Source organism: Streptomyces sp. NPDC058701, from assembly GCF_042715295.1.
GTDB lineage: Bacteria > Actinomycetota > Actinomycetes > Streptomycetales > Streptomycetaceae > Streptomyces.
This window is the reverse complement of sequence record NZ_JBHXSY010000002.1, coordinates 79,443-93,633: the sequence shown is the minus strand read 5'-3', so window position 1 is coordinate 93,633 and position 14,191 is coordinate 79,443. Positions and strand designations below refer to the sequence as shown.

General features: G+C 70.3%; 14 protein-coding genes. All 14 read left to right on the top strand.

The window, feature by feature from the left end; genetic code table 11:
• Positions 1 to 297: 297 nt before the first annotated feature.
• The 14 genes from rho to ACFWW8_RS02145 all read left to right on the top strand — a co-directional run bounded on the left by rho (position 298) and on the right by ACFWW8_RS02145 (position 14,131).
• Complete coding sequence (rho, locus tag ACFWW8_RS02210; protein ID WP_386522416.1) at positions 298 to 2,427, top strand: transcription termination factor Rho; 2,130 nt, start codon at positions 298 to 300, stop codon at positions 2,425 to 2,427.
• Positions 2,428 to 2,765: 338 nt separating this feature from the next.
• A complete protein-coding gene (locus ACFWW8_RS02205; RefSeq protein WP_386522414.1) occupies positions 2,766 to 3,866 on the top strand; it encodes an LCP family protein in 1,101 nt (366 codons plus the stop codon).
• A 236-nt stretch (positions 3,867 to 4,102) separates the two neighbouring features.
• Positions 4,103 to 4,324 (top strand): 50S ribosomal protein L31, encoded by a 222-nt coding sequence (gene rpmE, locus ACFWW8_RS02200; RefSeq protein WP_351271325.1) that lies wholly within the window; start codon positions 4,103 to 4,105, stop codon positions 4,322 to 4,324.
• A gap of 126 nt (positions 4,325 to 4,450) precedes the next feature.
• On the top strand, positions 4,451 to 5,530 hold the full coding sequence (prfA, locus tag ACFWW8_RS02195) for a peptide chain release factor 1 (protein ID WP_386522410.1): 1,080 nt from the start codon (positions 4,451 to 4,453) through the stop codon (positions 5,528 to 5,530).
• A 65-nt stretch (positions 5,531 to 5,595) separates the two neighbouring features.
• Positions 5,596 to 6,441, top strand: a complete 846-nt coding sequence (gene prmC, locus ACFWW8_RS02190) for a peptide chain release factor N(5)-glutamine methyltransferase (protein ID WP_386522407.1) — start codon at positions 5,596 to 5,598, stop codon at positions 6,439 to 6,441.
• Between the two features lie 61 nt (positions 6,442 to 6,502).
• Positions 6,503 to 7,150, top strand: a complete 648-nt coding sequence (locus tag ACFWW8_RS02185; protein WP_351271317.1) for an L-threonylcarbamoyladenylate synthase — start codon at positions 6,503 to 6,505, stop codon at positions 7,148 to 7,150.
• A complete protein-coding gene (locus ACFWW8_RS02180; protein ID WP_386522404.1) occupies positions 7,147 to 7,830 on the top strand; it encodes a protein-tyrosine-phosphatase in 684 nt (227 codons plus the stop codon). Before ACFWW8_RS02185 ends, ACFWW8_RS02180 begins: the two co-directional genes overlap by 4 nt.
• Positions 7,831 to 7,977: 147 nt before the next feature.
• A complete protein-coding gene (gene glyA / locus ACFWW8_RS02175; RefSeq protein WP_386522402.1) occupies positions 7,978 to 9,210 on the top strand; it encodes a serine hydroxymethyltransferase in 1,233 nt (410 codons plus the stop codon).
• A gap of 116 nt (positions 9,211 to 9,326) precedes the next feature.
• Positions 9,327 to 10,661 (top strand): MraY family glycosyltransferase, encoded by a 1,335-nt coding sequence (locus ACFWW8_RS02170; RefSeq protein ID WP_386522400.1) that lies wholly within the window; start codon positions 9,327 to 9,329, stop codon positions 10,659 to 10,661.
• Between the two features lie 275 nt (positions 10,662 to 10,936).
• Entirely contained in the window at positions 10,937 to 11,374 is a 438-nt protein-coding gene (locus ACFWW8_RS02165) for a hypothetical protein (RefSeq protein WP_386522398.1), read from the top strand.
• Between the two features lie 210 nt (positions 11,375 to 11,584).
• The gene (gene atpB / locus ACFWW8_RS02160; RefSeq protein WP_386522980.1) at positions 11,585 to 12,421 is read left to right on the top strand and encodes a F0F1 ATP synthase subunit A; all 837 of its coding nucleotides are present in this window, start codon (positions 11,585 to 11,587) and stop codon (positions 12,419 to 12,421) included.
• Positions 12,422 to 12,495: 74 nt separating this feature from the next.
• Entirely contained in the window at positions 12,496 to 12,726 is a 231-nt protein-coding gene (gene atpE / locus ACFWW8_RS02155) for an ATP synthase F0 subunit C (protein WP_024884520.1), read from the top strand.
• A gap of 41 nt (positions 12,727 to 12,767) precedes the next feature.
• Entirely contained in the window at positions 12,768 to 13,319 is a 552-nt protein-coding gene (locus tag ACFWW8_RS02150; protein WP_386522395.1) for a F0F1 ATP synthase subunit B, read from the top strand.
• On the top strand, positions 13,316 to 14,131 hold the full coding sequence (locus ACFWW8_RS02145; RefSeq protein ID WP_386522392.1) for a F0F1 ATP synthase subunit delta: 816 nt from the start codon (positions 13,316 to 13,318) through the stop codon (positions 14,129 to 14,131). The genes ACFWW8_RS02150 and ACFWW8_RS02145 overlap by 4 nt, the downstream gene beginning before the upstream one ends.
• Positions 14,132 to 14,191: the final 60 nt, after the last annotated feature.

The window sequence follows — 14,191 nt, the reverse complement described above, 5'->3', positions numbered from 1 at the left end:
CCGCCATGGCTCGGTGCTCAGTGTCCCCATTCGGGACCACCTTTTCTCCGGGAGCCTCCCCGACTGCTTTGATCACTTCCAGCAGTTTCGAGCACGCTCCGGAATCGGCGTGACATTCCCACGCTTCCAGCTCGGGGGCTTCTCGCCGGAACACCCACGCACTTGCACGTTTCTCTCCGCCGTATCTCTCTCGGCGGACCACCGCCCCGGCACGGTCCACACCTAGGACTGCTGTCGGACAGCACAACCGGTCGCCGAGCCAGACAGGCCGACGTCCGCTCCAGGGAAGGACCCTTCGTGAGCGACACCACCGATCTGATGGGCGCTGCCGACACCTCTGTCGACGCCAGTGCCCCCGCCGCGGGCGCCGCTACCAAGCGCCGCCGCACCGGCACCGGCCTGGACGGCATGGTTCTGGCCGAGCTGCAGCAGGTCGCGTCGGGCCTCGGTATCAGGGGCACCGCGCGGATGCGCAAGAGCCAGCTGATCGAGGTCATCAAGGAGGCGCAGGCGGGAGGCAGTGCCCCCAAGGCCGCGTCCCCCGCGGCGGCCGGCGCCGCCGACACCGCCGAGGCCAAGCCGAAGCGCCGTGCCACCAGCAAGGCCCGTACGGGTGAGGCCGCCGCCGAGGCGCCCGCCGAGAAGCCCGCCGCGGCGCAGGCCCAGATCGAGATCCCGGGCCAGCCCGCCAGTGACGACGCCCCGGCCGGCGAGCGCCGCCGTCGCCGGGCCACCGCCCCCTCCGGCAGCCCGGAGTCCGCGGCTTCCTCCGCCGTGCAGGTCGAGCAGAAGACCGAGGCCCCCGCGGCCGAGGCCGCCCCCGCGGCCGCCCCGCAGGCCGAGGCCAAGGCGGAGGCGGCCACCGCCGTCTCCGCGCAGGGCCAGGACGGCGAGGGCCGCGGCCGGCGCGAGCGCCGTGACCGCGGCAACGACCGCGGTGACCGTGCCGAGCGCCAGCGCGACCGCCGCGACCGCGGTGCCAAGGCCGATGACCAGGGCCAGGGCGGCCAGAGCCAGGGCGGCCAGGGTCAGGGTGCCCAGGGCCAGGGCGGCCGTCAGGACCGTGCCGAGCGCGCCGACCGCCAGCAGCAGGGCGGGCGCGGCCAGGGACAGGGTCAGAACCAGGGCCAGGGCCAGCAGGGTCGTCAGGACCGTCAGGACAACGGACCGCAGGACGACTTCGACGGCGAGGACGGCCGTCGCGGCCGTCGCGGCCGCTACCGCGACCGCCGTGGCCGTCGCGGACGCGACGAGTTCGCCCCGAGCGAGCCGCAGGTCGCCGACGACGACGTCCTGATCCCCGTCGCGGGCATCCTCGACATCCTCGACAACTACGCGTTCATCCGGACCTCGGGCTACCTGCCCGGCCCCAACGACGTGTACGTCTCCCTCGCGCAGGTCCGCAAGGCCGGGCTCCGCAAGGGCGACCACACCACCGGTGCCGTGCGCCAGCCCAAGGACGGCGAGCGCCGCGAGAAGTTCAACGCCCTCGTGCGTCTGGACTCGGTGAACGGCATGGCGCCCGAATCCGGCCGCGGACGCCCGGAGTTCCAGAAGCTGACCCCGCTGTACCCCCAGGACCGGCTCCGTCTGGAGACCGACCCGGGCGTGCTGACGACCCGCATCATCGACCTCGTGTCGCCGATCGGCAAGGGTCAGCGAGGCCTGATCGTGGCCCCGCCGAAGACCGGCAAGACCATGATCATGCAGGCGATCGCCAACGCGATCACCGTCAACAACCCCGAGTGCCACCTGATGGTCGTCCTGGTCGACGAGCGTCCGGAAGAGGTCACCGACATGCAGCGGTCGGTCAAGGGCGAGGTCATCTCCTCGACCTTCGACCGCCCGGCCGAGGACCACACCACCGTCGCCGAGCTGGCCATCGAGCGCGCCAAGCGCCTCGTCGAGCTGGGTCACGACGTGGTCGTCCTGCTGGACTCCATCACCCGTCTGGGCCGCGCGTACAACCTCGCGGCGCCCGCCTCCGGCCGCATCCTGTCCGGTGGTGTCGACTCGACCGCGCTGTACCCGCCGAAGCGCTTCTTCGGTGCCGCGCGCAACATCGAGGACGGCGGCTCGCTGACCATCCTGGCCACCGCGCTGGTCGACACCGGCTCGCGCATGGACGAGGTGATCTTCGAGGAGTTCAAGGGCACCGGCAACATGGAGCTCAAGCTCGACCGGAAGCTCGCCGACAAGCGCATCTTCCCGGCGGTCGACGTCGACCCGTCGGGCACCCGCAAGGAGGAGATCCTCCTCAACGCGGAGGAGCTCGCCATCGTGTGGAAGCTGCGCCGGGTGCTGCACGCGCTCGACTCGCAGCAGGCGATCGAGCTGCTGCTCGACAAGATGAAGCAGACGAAGTCGAACGCCGAGTTCCTGATGCAGATCGCGAAGACGACCCCGTCGGGCAAGAACGACGACTGATTCCTCCCGGCCACGGCCGGAGGAGTCCGTCCCGCGTCTCCACAGCCGCCCCCGCCGCACCCGCGGCGGGGGCGGCTGTGCGTCGTCCTGTCCGCATTGCGACCTTCGCCACATCGTGCTTCCGCTCGACCCCGACGCTTCCGGGCCGCGTTCCCGGGTAAAAGCCCAGGTAGGTGCCGTAGGGCGCCGCGCGGGCCCCGCGGCGCCCGGTACGGCGCGGACCGGGAGGGCCCCTCGGCCGTGGAACCCTGGGCGGCGTTCGCCCGTCTGTGTCAGCAGACCGCAGGCCGGAGAAGGACCACAGGGGACCGGTGACCGGGCTCAGGACCGAGGAGAGCATGAGCGAGGACAGCACGGGACGCGGACGGCGTGCCGCAGGCCGGCGCCGACGCACACCGCCGAAGCGCCGCAGGGCCCTGGCCGTCGCCGCGTGGAGCGCCGCGGTCGTGCTGCTGCTGGGCGGGGCGGGACTCGGCTACTTCTACTTCAAGTTCAACGGCAATCTGAAGACCGTCGACATCGACGCGGCCCTGGGCAAGGACCGCCCCGAGGACGTCGACAACGGCTCGATGGACATCCTCGTACTCGGCTCGGACTCCCGCGGCGGCGCCAACGGCGAGTACGGCAAGGACGACGGCGGCTCCGCCCGCTCCGACACCGCGATGATCGTCCACCTGTACGAGGGTCACCACAAGGCCAGCGTCATATCGATACCCCGCGACACCATGGCCCCCCGCCCGCCCTGCGCCACCGCGAACGGCAAGACCGACCCGGGCGGCCAGCGCCGGCAGTTCAACGAGGCGTACACCACCGGCGGGGCCGCCTGCGCGGTCAAGACCGTCGAGAAGATGTCCGGCATCCGCATGGACCACTACCTCGAAGTCGACTTCACCGGCTTCAAGAAGATCATCGACGACCTCGGCGGCGTCGAGGTGACCACGACCAAGCCCATCAAGGACGGCGCCAGCCACCTCGACCTCGCGGCCGGTACGAACAAGCTCAACGGCGAGCAGGCCCTCGGCCTCGTCCGGACCCGCAAGAGCGTCGGCGACGGCAGCGACCTGGGCCGGATACAGCTCCAGCAGGCCTTCATCAAGGCCCTGATCAAGCAGGTCAAGGGCATCGGCCTGTTCGACAACCCCAAGAAACTGCTCGGCCTCGCCGACTCCGGGACCAAGGCGATCACCACGGACAAGGCGCTCGGCGACGTGAAGTCCCTCATGGGCTTCGCCCAGGGCCTGCAGGGCATCGACGCCCAGGACATGCAGATGATCACTCTGCCGGTCACCCCGGACCCGCGCGACGTCGACCGCGTCGTCCCGCTCGCCAACGAGTCCAAGCTGGTCTGGGACGCCCTGCTGGCCGACCGGCCGATTCCCGCGGAGGCCACCGAGAACTCGATGGGCGACAAGGGATCCGCCGGCAAGATCGTGCAGTAGAGCCCCCGACCACACGGGTTCCGCAGGGTCACGCCCGGCGGAAGCAGCGGCTCCGCACGGCGCCGACGGGGCTTCGCGCAGCGGGCGGAATAGATGCCGGCCCCTCCCCGTTGAAGCAGGCGTCCTCAGAATTTTGACAGGCAGCCCGGTCCTGGCAGACTGGTCTGTCGGCCCCGGTTCACGCAGCGCGCAATTCGGCTCCTGCGACCCGGCGCCCTCCCAATCTAGGAGACACCTTGAAGAGCGAGATCCACCCCCAGTACGTCGAGACCCAGGTCAGCTGCACCTGTGGCGCCGCGTTCACCACCCGTAGCACCCTCACCGAAGGCTCCATCCGAGCCGAGGTCTGCTCCGAGTGCCACCCGTTCTACACGGGCAAGCAGAAGATCCTCGACACCGGTGGCCGCGTGGCCCGCTTCGAGGCCCGCTTCGGCAACAAGGGTGCGGCCAAGAAGTAGCGCGACCCAGGCGCCGGTCTCCGGCCGCCCCCTGTCCACGCGGGGGCGGCCGGACCGGCGCCTTTGTCGTCGTTCCAGGCACGTCACCCCGCAGTCCCTTCGCACTTTCACCCCAGGAGTACCCCGATGTTCGAGGCGGTCGAGGAACTGATCGGCGAGCACGCCGATCTTGAGAAGAAGCTCGCCGACCCTTCGGTCCACTCGGATCAGGCCAACGCGCGCAAGCTGAACAAGCGCTACGCGGAGCTGACCCCGATCGTGGCGACCTTCCGGGCGTGGAAGCAGTCGGCCGAGGACATCGAGACGGCCAAGGAGTTCGCGGCCGTCGACCCCGACTTCGCGGCCGAGGCCAAGGAGCTGGCCGTGCAGCGCGAGGAGCTCACCGAGAAGCTCCGCCTGCTGCTGGTCCCGCGCGACCCCAGCGACGACAAGGACGTGCTCCTCGAGGTCAAGGCGGGCGCGGGCGGCGACGAGTCGGCCCTGTTCGCCGGGGACCTGCTGCGCATGTACCTGCGCTACGCCGAGCGCGTCGGCTGGAAGACCGAGATCATCGACGCCACCGAGTCCGAGCTCGGCGGCTACAAGGACGTCCAGGTCTCCGTCCGCACCAAGGGCGGCAACGGTGCCACCGAGCCCGGCCAGGGCGTGTGGGCCCGTCTGAAGTACGAGGGCGGCGTGCACCGCGTCCAGCGCGTTCCGGCCACCGAGTCGCAGGGCCGCATCCACACCTCCGCCGCCGGCGTGCTCGTCACCCCGGAGGCCGAGGAGGTCGAGGTCGAGGTCAACATGAACGACCTGCGCATCGACGTGTACCGCTCCTCCGGCCCCGGCGGCCAGTCCGTCAACACCACCGACTCGGCCGTGCGCATCACGCACCTGCCCACCGGTGTGGTCGCCTCCTGCCAGAACGAGAAGAGCCAGCTCCAGAACAAGGAGCAGGCCATGCGCATCCTGCGCTCGCGGCTGCTCGCCGCGGCCCAGGAGGCCGCCGAGCAGGAGGCCTCCGACGTGCGCCGCAGCCAGGTGCGCAGCGTCGACCGCTCGGAGAAGATCCGTACGTACAACTACCCGGAAAACCGGATCTCGGACCACCGGACCGGGTTCAAGGCGTACAACTTGGACCAGGTGCTCGACGGCGAGCTCGACGCGGTCATCCAGGCCTGCGTCGACACGGACTCGGCCGCGAAGCTCGCGGCCGCGCACTGAGCCCCACCGAGCCCCACCGAACCCCGCACCACCCCCCCCGTACGACAGCAGCCCGGAGGACCAGCGTGAACTTGCTGCTTGCCGAGGTGGCCCAGGCCACCCAGCGGCTGGCCGGCGCCGGCGTGCCCTCACCGCGCTTCGACGCGGAGGAGCTCGCGGCCTTCGTGCACGGCGTCAAGCGGGGGGAACTGCACCACGTCAAGGACGCGGACTTCGACGCCCGCTACTGGGAGGCCGTCGCCCGCCGCGAGGCGCGCGAGCCGCTCCAGCACATCACCGGCCGCGCCTTCTTCCGGTACCTGGAGCTCCAGGTCGGGCCCGGGGTCTTCGTACCCCGGCCCGAGACCGAGTCCGTCGTCGACTGGGCCATACAGGCCGTCCGGGCGATGGACGTCGTCGAGCCGCTGATCGTCGACCTCTGCACGGGCTCCGGCGCCATCGCACTGGCCATGGCGCAGGAGGTGCCGCGCTCGCGCGTGCACGCCGTGGAGCTGTCCGAGGACGCGCTGCGGTGGACCCGCAAGAACGCCGAGGGCTCCCGGGTCACCGTCCACCAGGGGGACGCGCTGAGCGCCCTGCCCGAGCTGGACGGCCAGGTCGACCTCGTCATCTCCAATCCGCCGTACATCCCGCTGACCGAGTGGGAGTACGTCGCCCCCGAGGCCCGCGACCACGACCCCGAGATGGCGCTGTTCTCCGGCGAGGACGGCCTCGACACCATCCGCGGCATCGAGCGCACCGCGCACCGCCTGCTGCGGCCCGGCGGCATCGTCGTCATCGAGCACGCCGACACCCAGGGCGGCCAGGTGCCGTGGATCTTCGCCGAGGAACGGGGCTGGGCCGACGCGGCCGACCACCCGGACCTCAACAACCGCCCGCGCTTCGCGACCGCCCGCAAGGCCATGCCGTGATCCGGGCCGCCCACCCCAGTGACACCGCCACCACCCCCCTGCTGCACGAGGAGTCCCGCTGATGGCCCGGCGATACGACTGCAACGACGCGACGGACCGCAAGACGGGCCTGCGCGAAGCCGCATCCGCCGTGCGCCGCGGCGAGCTCGTCGTGCTGCCCACCGACACCCTGTACGGGATCGGCGCGGACGCCTTCAGCCCCGAGGCCGTCCACGAGCTGCTCGCCGCCAAGGGCCGCGGCCGCGGCATGCCCACCCCGGTGCTCATCGGCTCCCCGAACACCCTGCACGGCCTCGTCACGGACTTCTCCGAGCAGGCCTGGGAGCTCGTCGACGCCTTCTGGCCGGGCGCGCTGACGCTGGTCGCCAAGCACCAGCCGTCGCTGGCGTGGGACCTGGGGGACACCCAGGGCACCGTGGCCGTACGGATGCCGCTGCACCCCGTCGCGATCGAGCTGCTGACCGAGGTCGGCCCGATGGCCGTCTCCTCGGCGAACCTCACCGGTCACCCGGCGCCCGAGGACTGCGACGCCGCCCGCGAGATGCTCGGGGACTCCGTCTCCGTGTACCTCGACGGCGGTCCGACCCCCGGAATCCAGCCGTCCTCGATCGTCGACGTCACCGGCAAGGTGCCGGTGCTCCTGCGGGAAGGCGCCCTGACCGCCGACCAGCTGCGGGAGGTCGTACCCGACCTCGAGGTCGCCCCGTGAGCCCTGAGGGGCGTGGCATAGCGGGCGAGCGCCTCCAGGCGAGCCCCCACGGATGGAGTCCGGGGGAGGTGACCGGGGGGAACACCTTCCGCATACTCCACGTCAGCACCGGAAACGTCTGCCGTTCGCCCATCACCGAGCGGCTGACGCGGCACGCCCTCTCGCACCGCCTCGGGGGATTCGTCACCGGGGACCTCATCGTGGAGAGCGCCGGCACGTGGGGGCACGAGGGAGCCCCCATGGAGGCGAACGCGGCCGCGGTCCTCGCCGACTTCGGCGCCGACGCCTCCGGTTTCACCGGGCGGGAGCTGCTGGACGAGCACGTCATACGCGCCGATCTGGTGCTGACCGCCACCCGTGACCACCGGGCGCAGGTCGTCTCGATGGGCCACTCCGCGGGGCTGCGGACCTTCACGCTGAAGGAGTTCACCCGGCTGGTGCGGGCCATAGATCCGGCCACCCTGCCGCCGCTGGACGAGGGGATGGTGGAACGGGCCCGCGCGCTCGTCCGCGCGGCCGCGGCGCTGCGCGGCTGGCTGCTGGCGCCGACGCCCGACGCGGACGAGGTGTACGACCCGTACGGGGCGCCGATCACCTTCTTCCGCTCCATCGGCGACGAGATCAACCAGGCGCTGGACCCGGTCGTGACGGCCCTGACGGGCGTCACCGCCTCCCGCTGACGGAGCCGGCCCGCACGGCCCCCACGAGCGGCGGCGCACCCCGCCGACGGGCGTGAGCGCGTACCGCCGAGCGGCTCGGGCGGCGGAAAACGGGTGGCGGGAATATCGTGGCCCTACCCGGTACACCCAGCGCGCGGGAGTCGTGCCATGACCGTCATCACCGAGCAGTCGGCGGAGCTCCTGCGCCGGCAGGACCCGCAGCTGGCCGACATCCTCGACGGGGAGCGGCTGCGGCAGGCCACCACCCTCCAGCTGAGCGCCGCCGAGAACTTCACCTCCGCCGCCGTGCTCGCCGCACTCGGGTCACCGCTCGCCAACAAGTACGCCGAGGGCTATCCCGGCGCCCGCCACCACGGCGGCTGCGAGTACGCCGACCTGGCCGAGCGCGCCGCCGTGGAGCGGGCGACGGCGCTGTTCGGCGCCGAGCACGCCAACGTACAGGCGCACTCCGGTTCCTCCGCGGTACTGGCCGCCTACGCCGCGCTGCTGCGGCCCGGGGACACGGTGCTGGCCATGGGGCTCCCGTACGGGGGGCACCTCACGCACGGGTCGCCCGCCAACTTCTCCGGCCGCTGGTTCGACTTCGTCGGGTACGGGGTCGACGCCGAGACCGGCCTCATCGACTACGGGCAGGTGCAGGAGCTGGCCCGCGCGCACCGGCCGAAGGCCATCGTCTGCGGGTCGATCTGCTACCCCCGCCACCCCGAGTACTCGGCCTTCCGCGAGATCGCCGACGAGGTCGGGGCCTTCCTGATCGCGGACGCCGCCCATCCGATCGGGCTGGTGGCCGGCGGGGCCGCCCCGAGCCCCGTCCCGTACGCGGACGTGGTGTGCGCGACCACGCACAAGGTGCTGCGGGGGCCGCGCGGCGGCATGCTCCTGTGCGGCGCCGAGTTCGCCGAGCGGATCGACCGGGCGGTGTTCCCCTTCACGCAGGGCGGCGCACAGATGCACACCATCGCGGCCAAGGCGGTCGCGTTCGGGGAGGCGGCGAGCCCCGCCTTCACCACGTACGCCCACCGGGTCGTCGCGAACGCCCGGTCGCTGGCCCGGGCGCTCGGCGAGCTGGGGCTGGCGGTCACCACCGGCGGGACCGACACCCACCTGCTGTCGGCCGACCCCGCGCCGCTGGGCCTCGACGGTCCGGCCGCCCGGGCCCGGCTCGCGGCCGCGGGCATCGTGCTCGACACCTGCGCGCTCCCGTACGGGGACCAGCGCGGGGTGCGGCTGGGTACGGCGGCCGTGACCACCCAGGGGATGGGGGAGGCGGAGATGGTCCGGATCGCCGGGCTGTTTGCCACCGCACTGCGCGGGGAAGCCGCGCGAACGCGGACCGAGGTCAACGAGCTGGCATCGGCATTTCCCCCGTACGGGGCGTAATGCGGATATGAGGGGTGTACCGCAACCGGGAGACCGCCCCCTCGCGTCCTCGGCACTGGTGACATCGCAGCTAATGTGTGGGGCTGAGATGGCCGGCGATACATCTGGGGCAGCCCGTGCGTGAATATCTGCTGACGCTATGCGTCACGGTCGCGGTGACCTACCTGCTGACCGGGCCCGTGCGGAAGTTCGCGATCGCGGCCGGGGCCATGCCGGAGATCCGTGCCCGCGACGTGCACCGGGAGCCCACACCGCGGCTCGGCGGCATCGCGATGTTCGGCGGACTGTGCGCGGGACTCCTGGTGGCGGACCACCTGCGGAACCTGAACGGCGTCTTCGAGCTGTCGAACGAGCCGCGGGCCCTGCTCTCCGGGGCGGCCCTGATCTGGCTGGTCGGCGTGCTCGACGACAAGTTCGAGCTCGACGCCCTGATCAAGCTGGGCGCGCAGATGATCTCCGCCGGCGTGATGGTGATGCAGGGTCTGACCATCCTGTGGATTCCGGTCCCGGGCATCGGGACGGTGCCGCTCACGCAGTGGCAGGGCAACCTGCTGACCGTGGCCCTCGTGGTGATCACCATCAACGCGGTGAACTTCGTCGACGGTCTCGACGGCCTGGCCGCCGGCATGGTCTGCATCGCCGCTGCCGCGCTCTTCCTCTACGCGTACCGGATCTGGTTCGGCTACGGCATCGAGGCGGCCGCGCCCGCCACGCTCTTCGCCGCGATTCTGATGGGCATGTGCCTCGGCTTCCTGCCGCACAACATGCACCCGGCCCGCATCTTCATGGGCGACTCCGGCTCGATGCTCATCGGTCTGGTGCTGGCCGCCTCCGCGATCTCGATCACGGGCCAGGTCGACCCCGACGCCATGGCGCTCTTCGCGGGCGGCGAGCGCAACGCCACCCACGCGATGCTGCCGGTCTTCATCCCGCTGCTGCTGCCGCTGACGATCATCGCGATCCCGATGGCGGACCTGATCCTCGCCATCGTGCGGCGTACGTGGAAGGGGCAGTCGCCGTTCGCGGCCGACCGCGGACACCTGCACCACCGGCTGCTGGAACTCGGACACTCGCACAGCCGCGCGGTCCTGATCATGTACTTCTGGTCGGGGCTCATCGCCTTCGGCGCCGTCGCGTACTCGGTGCACTCCGCGTCGATGTGGATCGTGCTGGCCATCGCCGCGCTGAGCGCGCTCGGTCTGCTCCTGCTCCTGCTGCCGCGCTTCACCCCGCGCGCCCCGCTCTGGGCGGAGGGCCTGGTGCCGCCGCGCTACCGGCACGCGGGACGGGCCGCGGAAGCGGCGGCCGAAGCGGCCGCGCGGGACACCTCGGGCCGGGAGCCGGAGCCCGCGAGGCCGATCGCGGCGGGCGTCTCCGGCGTCAACGGAGCGACGGCCGTGGGCCCCCGTTCTCGTTTCCCCGACCGGCGCAAGGCCGAGTCCACCCGGTGAGCCTCAGGGGGCATGTCGGACAAGCGCCCCCTTTATCACGCAAGTCGCCATGCTGTCCTGCACACACGCGCAGGGTCACTCTCATGTGTGACAGTCAGCACACCCTGCGGGTAAAGCTCTCATCAAATACTTTGTGATACCGTTCACTAAACCCGGCGACAGAGCCGAAGGACCGTAGTGCGACGGTCCATTGGCCCGAGGCCTTCTCTCGGACCGGGCTTACGCTCGTCCCGTACGAGTCCCTTGCCCCCCATCATCACGCGGAGCAAACCGCCATGCGGTCAGATGACACCCGACTTCTCCTTCAAGCCGTCGTGCCCACGGCTGTCGCCGGCGCTGTTGCCGCCGGTATCAGTGCGTGGGTCGTGGGCGGCAAGGGCGCTGTCGGAGCCGTCGTCGCGACCCTGATCGTGATCCTGTTCATGGGTATCGGATTCGTCGTTCTCCAGCGCACCGCGAAATCGTTGCCGCACCTGTTCCAGGCCATGGGGCTCATGCTCTACACGGCCCAGATCCTGCTGCTCTTCGTCTTCGTCGCCACGTTCAAGAACACGACGCTGTTCCATCCCAAGGCCTTCGCCCTCACGCTCGTCGTCACCACCCTGGTGTGGATCGCGGCGCAGGCGCGTGCTCATATGAAGGCCAAGATCCTCTACGTCGAACCGGATTCCATGAAGGGCGAAAAGCCCGACAATTCCGGACCGAAGACGTGAGGGGTAGGGGCGGCATAAGCGCGTGGTCGGGATCCTGCTATCGTCCAGTGCCATCTGCGGCACTGCGGGCGCGGGCATCTGAGCTGACGCCTGTTCCATCGCGAGGCTCACTGCCTGAACGTCGCCCCCACATCCGTAACACCAGTCCAGTGCCGAACAGCGGCTGTGCGCCGCGCCGACACAACGAGGTTGCCGTACCTATGCGCCACGCTGAAGGAGCCCGCGGTGAGTGCTGACCCGACGACGGTGCTCGCCTTCGAGACCGACTGCCACATCTTCGACGGTTGTGGATTCCCGGCTCCCGGCCTGCACTCGTTCCTGTTCGAGCCGATCTTCGGCGACGCGGACAGCAACATCTACTTCAACAAGACGATGCTGCTGGCCCTGCTCGGCACGGTCGTCATCGTCGGCTTCTTCTGGCTGGCCTTCCGCAAGCCGAAGGTCGTCCCGGGCAAGCTCCAGATGGTCGCCGAGGCCGGCTACGACTTCGTGCGCCGCGGCATCGTGTACGAGACGCTGGGCAAGAAGGAGGGCGAGAAGTACGTCCCCCTGATGGTCACGCTGTTCTTCTTCGTCTGGATCATGAACCTCTGGTCCATCGTTCCGCTGGCCCAGTTCCCGGTGACTGCGATCATCTCGTACCCCGCCGCCCTCGCGGCGATCGTGTACGTGATCTGGATGAGCGTGACGTTCAAGCGTCACGGCTTCGTCGGCGGCTTCAAGAACCTGACGGGCTACGACAAGTCGCTCGGCCCGGTCCTGCCGATGGTCATGGTCATCGAGTTCTTCTCGAACGTCCTGGTCCGCCCCTTCACCCACGCGGTCCGACTGTTCGCGAACATGTTCGCCGGTCACACCCTGCTGCTGCTCTTCACGATCGCCAGCTGGTACCTGCTGAACGGCATCGGGATCGCCTACGCCGGCGTCTCGTTCGTCATGGTCCTGGTGATGACGGCTTTCGAGCTCTTCATCCAGGCCGTCCAGGCGTACGTCTTCGTACTCCTGGCCTGCAGCTTCATTCAGGGCGCGCTCGCAGAGCACCACTGATCCTCGCTCCCTGAGTCCCTTAGTCGTCCGGTGGCCAACCCCCACCGGTCCGTGAAAGAGAAGGAAGAACTGGCATGTCCCAGACCCTTGCTGCCGTCTCCGGTTCCCTCGGCTCCATCGGTTACGGCCTCGCGGCCATCGGCCCCGGCGTCGGCGTCGGCATCATCTTCGGTAACGGCACCCAGGCTCTCGCCCGTCAGCCCGAGGCTGCCGGCCTGATCCGCGCCAACCAGATCCTCGGCTTCGCCTTCTGTGAGGCGCTCGCGCTGATCGGCCTGGTCATGCCGTTCGTCTACGGCAAGTGATCTTCGGATTCACGACCAGCCACTAGACGAAAGGCACTGAAGTGAACCTCCTGGTTCTCGCGGCTGAGGAAGCGCAAAACCCCCTCATCCCGCCGATCCCCGAGCTCGTCATCGGTCTGATCGCCTTCGTCATCGTCCTCGGTTTCCTCGCGAAGAAGCTCCTCCCGAACATCAACAAGGTTCTGGACGAGCGCCGCGAGGCCATCGAAGGCGGTATCGAGAAGGCGGAAGCCGCTCAGACCGAGGCCCAGAGCGTGCTGGAGCAGTACAAGGCCCAGCTCGCCGAAGCCCGGCACGAAGCCGCGCGCCTGCGCCAGGACGCGCTGGAGCAGGGCACTGCGCTCAAGGAAGAACTGCGCGCAGAGGGCCAGCGGCAGCGTGAGGAGATCATCGCTGCCGGCCACACGCAGATCGAGGCCGACCGCAAGGCCGCCTCTCACGCGCTGCGTCAGGACGTGGGCAAGCTCGCCACCGACCTGGCCGGCAAGCTCGTCGGCGAGTCCCTCGAGGACCACGCCCGGCAGAGCCGCACCATCGACCGCTTCCTGAGCGAGCTCGAGGAGAAGGCAGCGTCGAACGGGGCTGCCCGATGAACGGAGCGAGCCGCGAGGCACTGGCCTCCGCGCGCGAGCGTCTCGACGCGCTGACGGACAACACGTCCGTCGACGCGCCGAAGCTCGCCGGTGAGCTGGCTGCCGTCACCACGCTGCTCGACCGTGAGGTCTCGCTGCGTCGGGTCATCACGGACCCGGCGCAGTCCGGCGAGGCCAAGGCCGAGCTGGCCGGGCGCCTGCTGGGCGGCCAGGTCGGCGGGGAAACCCTCGACCTCGTGTCCGGCATGGTCCGGTCCCGCTGGTCGCAGTCCCGCGACCTGGTGGACGCGCTGGAGGAGCTGGCGGACACCGCCGACCTCACCGCGGCCCAGCAGGGCGGCGCGCTCGACGACGTCGAGGACGAGGTCTTCCGCTTCGGCCGGATCGTCGCCTCGAGCACCGAGCTGCGCGCGGCGCTGACCGACCGTGCGGCCACCGGTTCCGCCAAGAGCCAGCTGCTCCGCAGCCTGCTCGGCGGCAAGGCGAACCCGGTCACCGAGCGCCTGGTGATCCGTCTTGTCACGCAGCCGCGTGGACGTAGCCTGGAAGCGGGACTCGAGTCCCTCTCCACGCTCGCCGCCGAGCGCCGCAACCGCATGGTCGCCACCGTGACCACCGCGGTTCCGCTCAGCGACGTGCAGAAGCAGCGTCTCGGCGCGGTTCTGGCCAAGCTGTACGGCCGCCAGATGCACCTGAACCTCGAAGTGGACCCCGAGGTCCTCGGCGGGATCGTGGTGCGGGTCGGCGACGAGGTCATCGACGGCACCATCGCGGACCGCCTCTCCGAGGCGACCCGCCGCATGGCCGGCTGACCATTCACCAATAGAACAACGCATTCCTAGCGGCCCGGTTGGGCCGTGCAGAACTTGCAG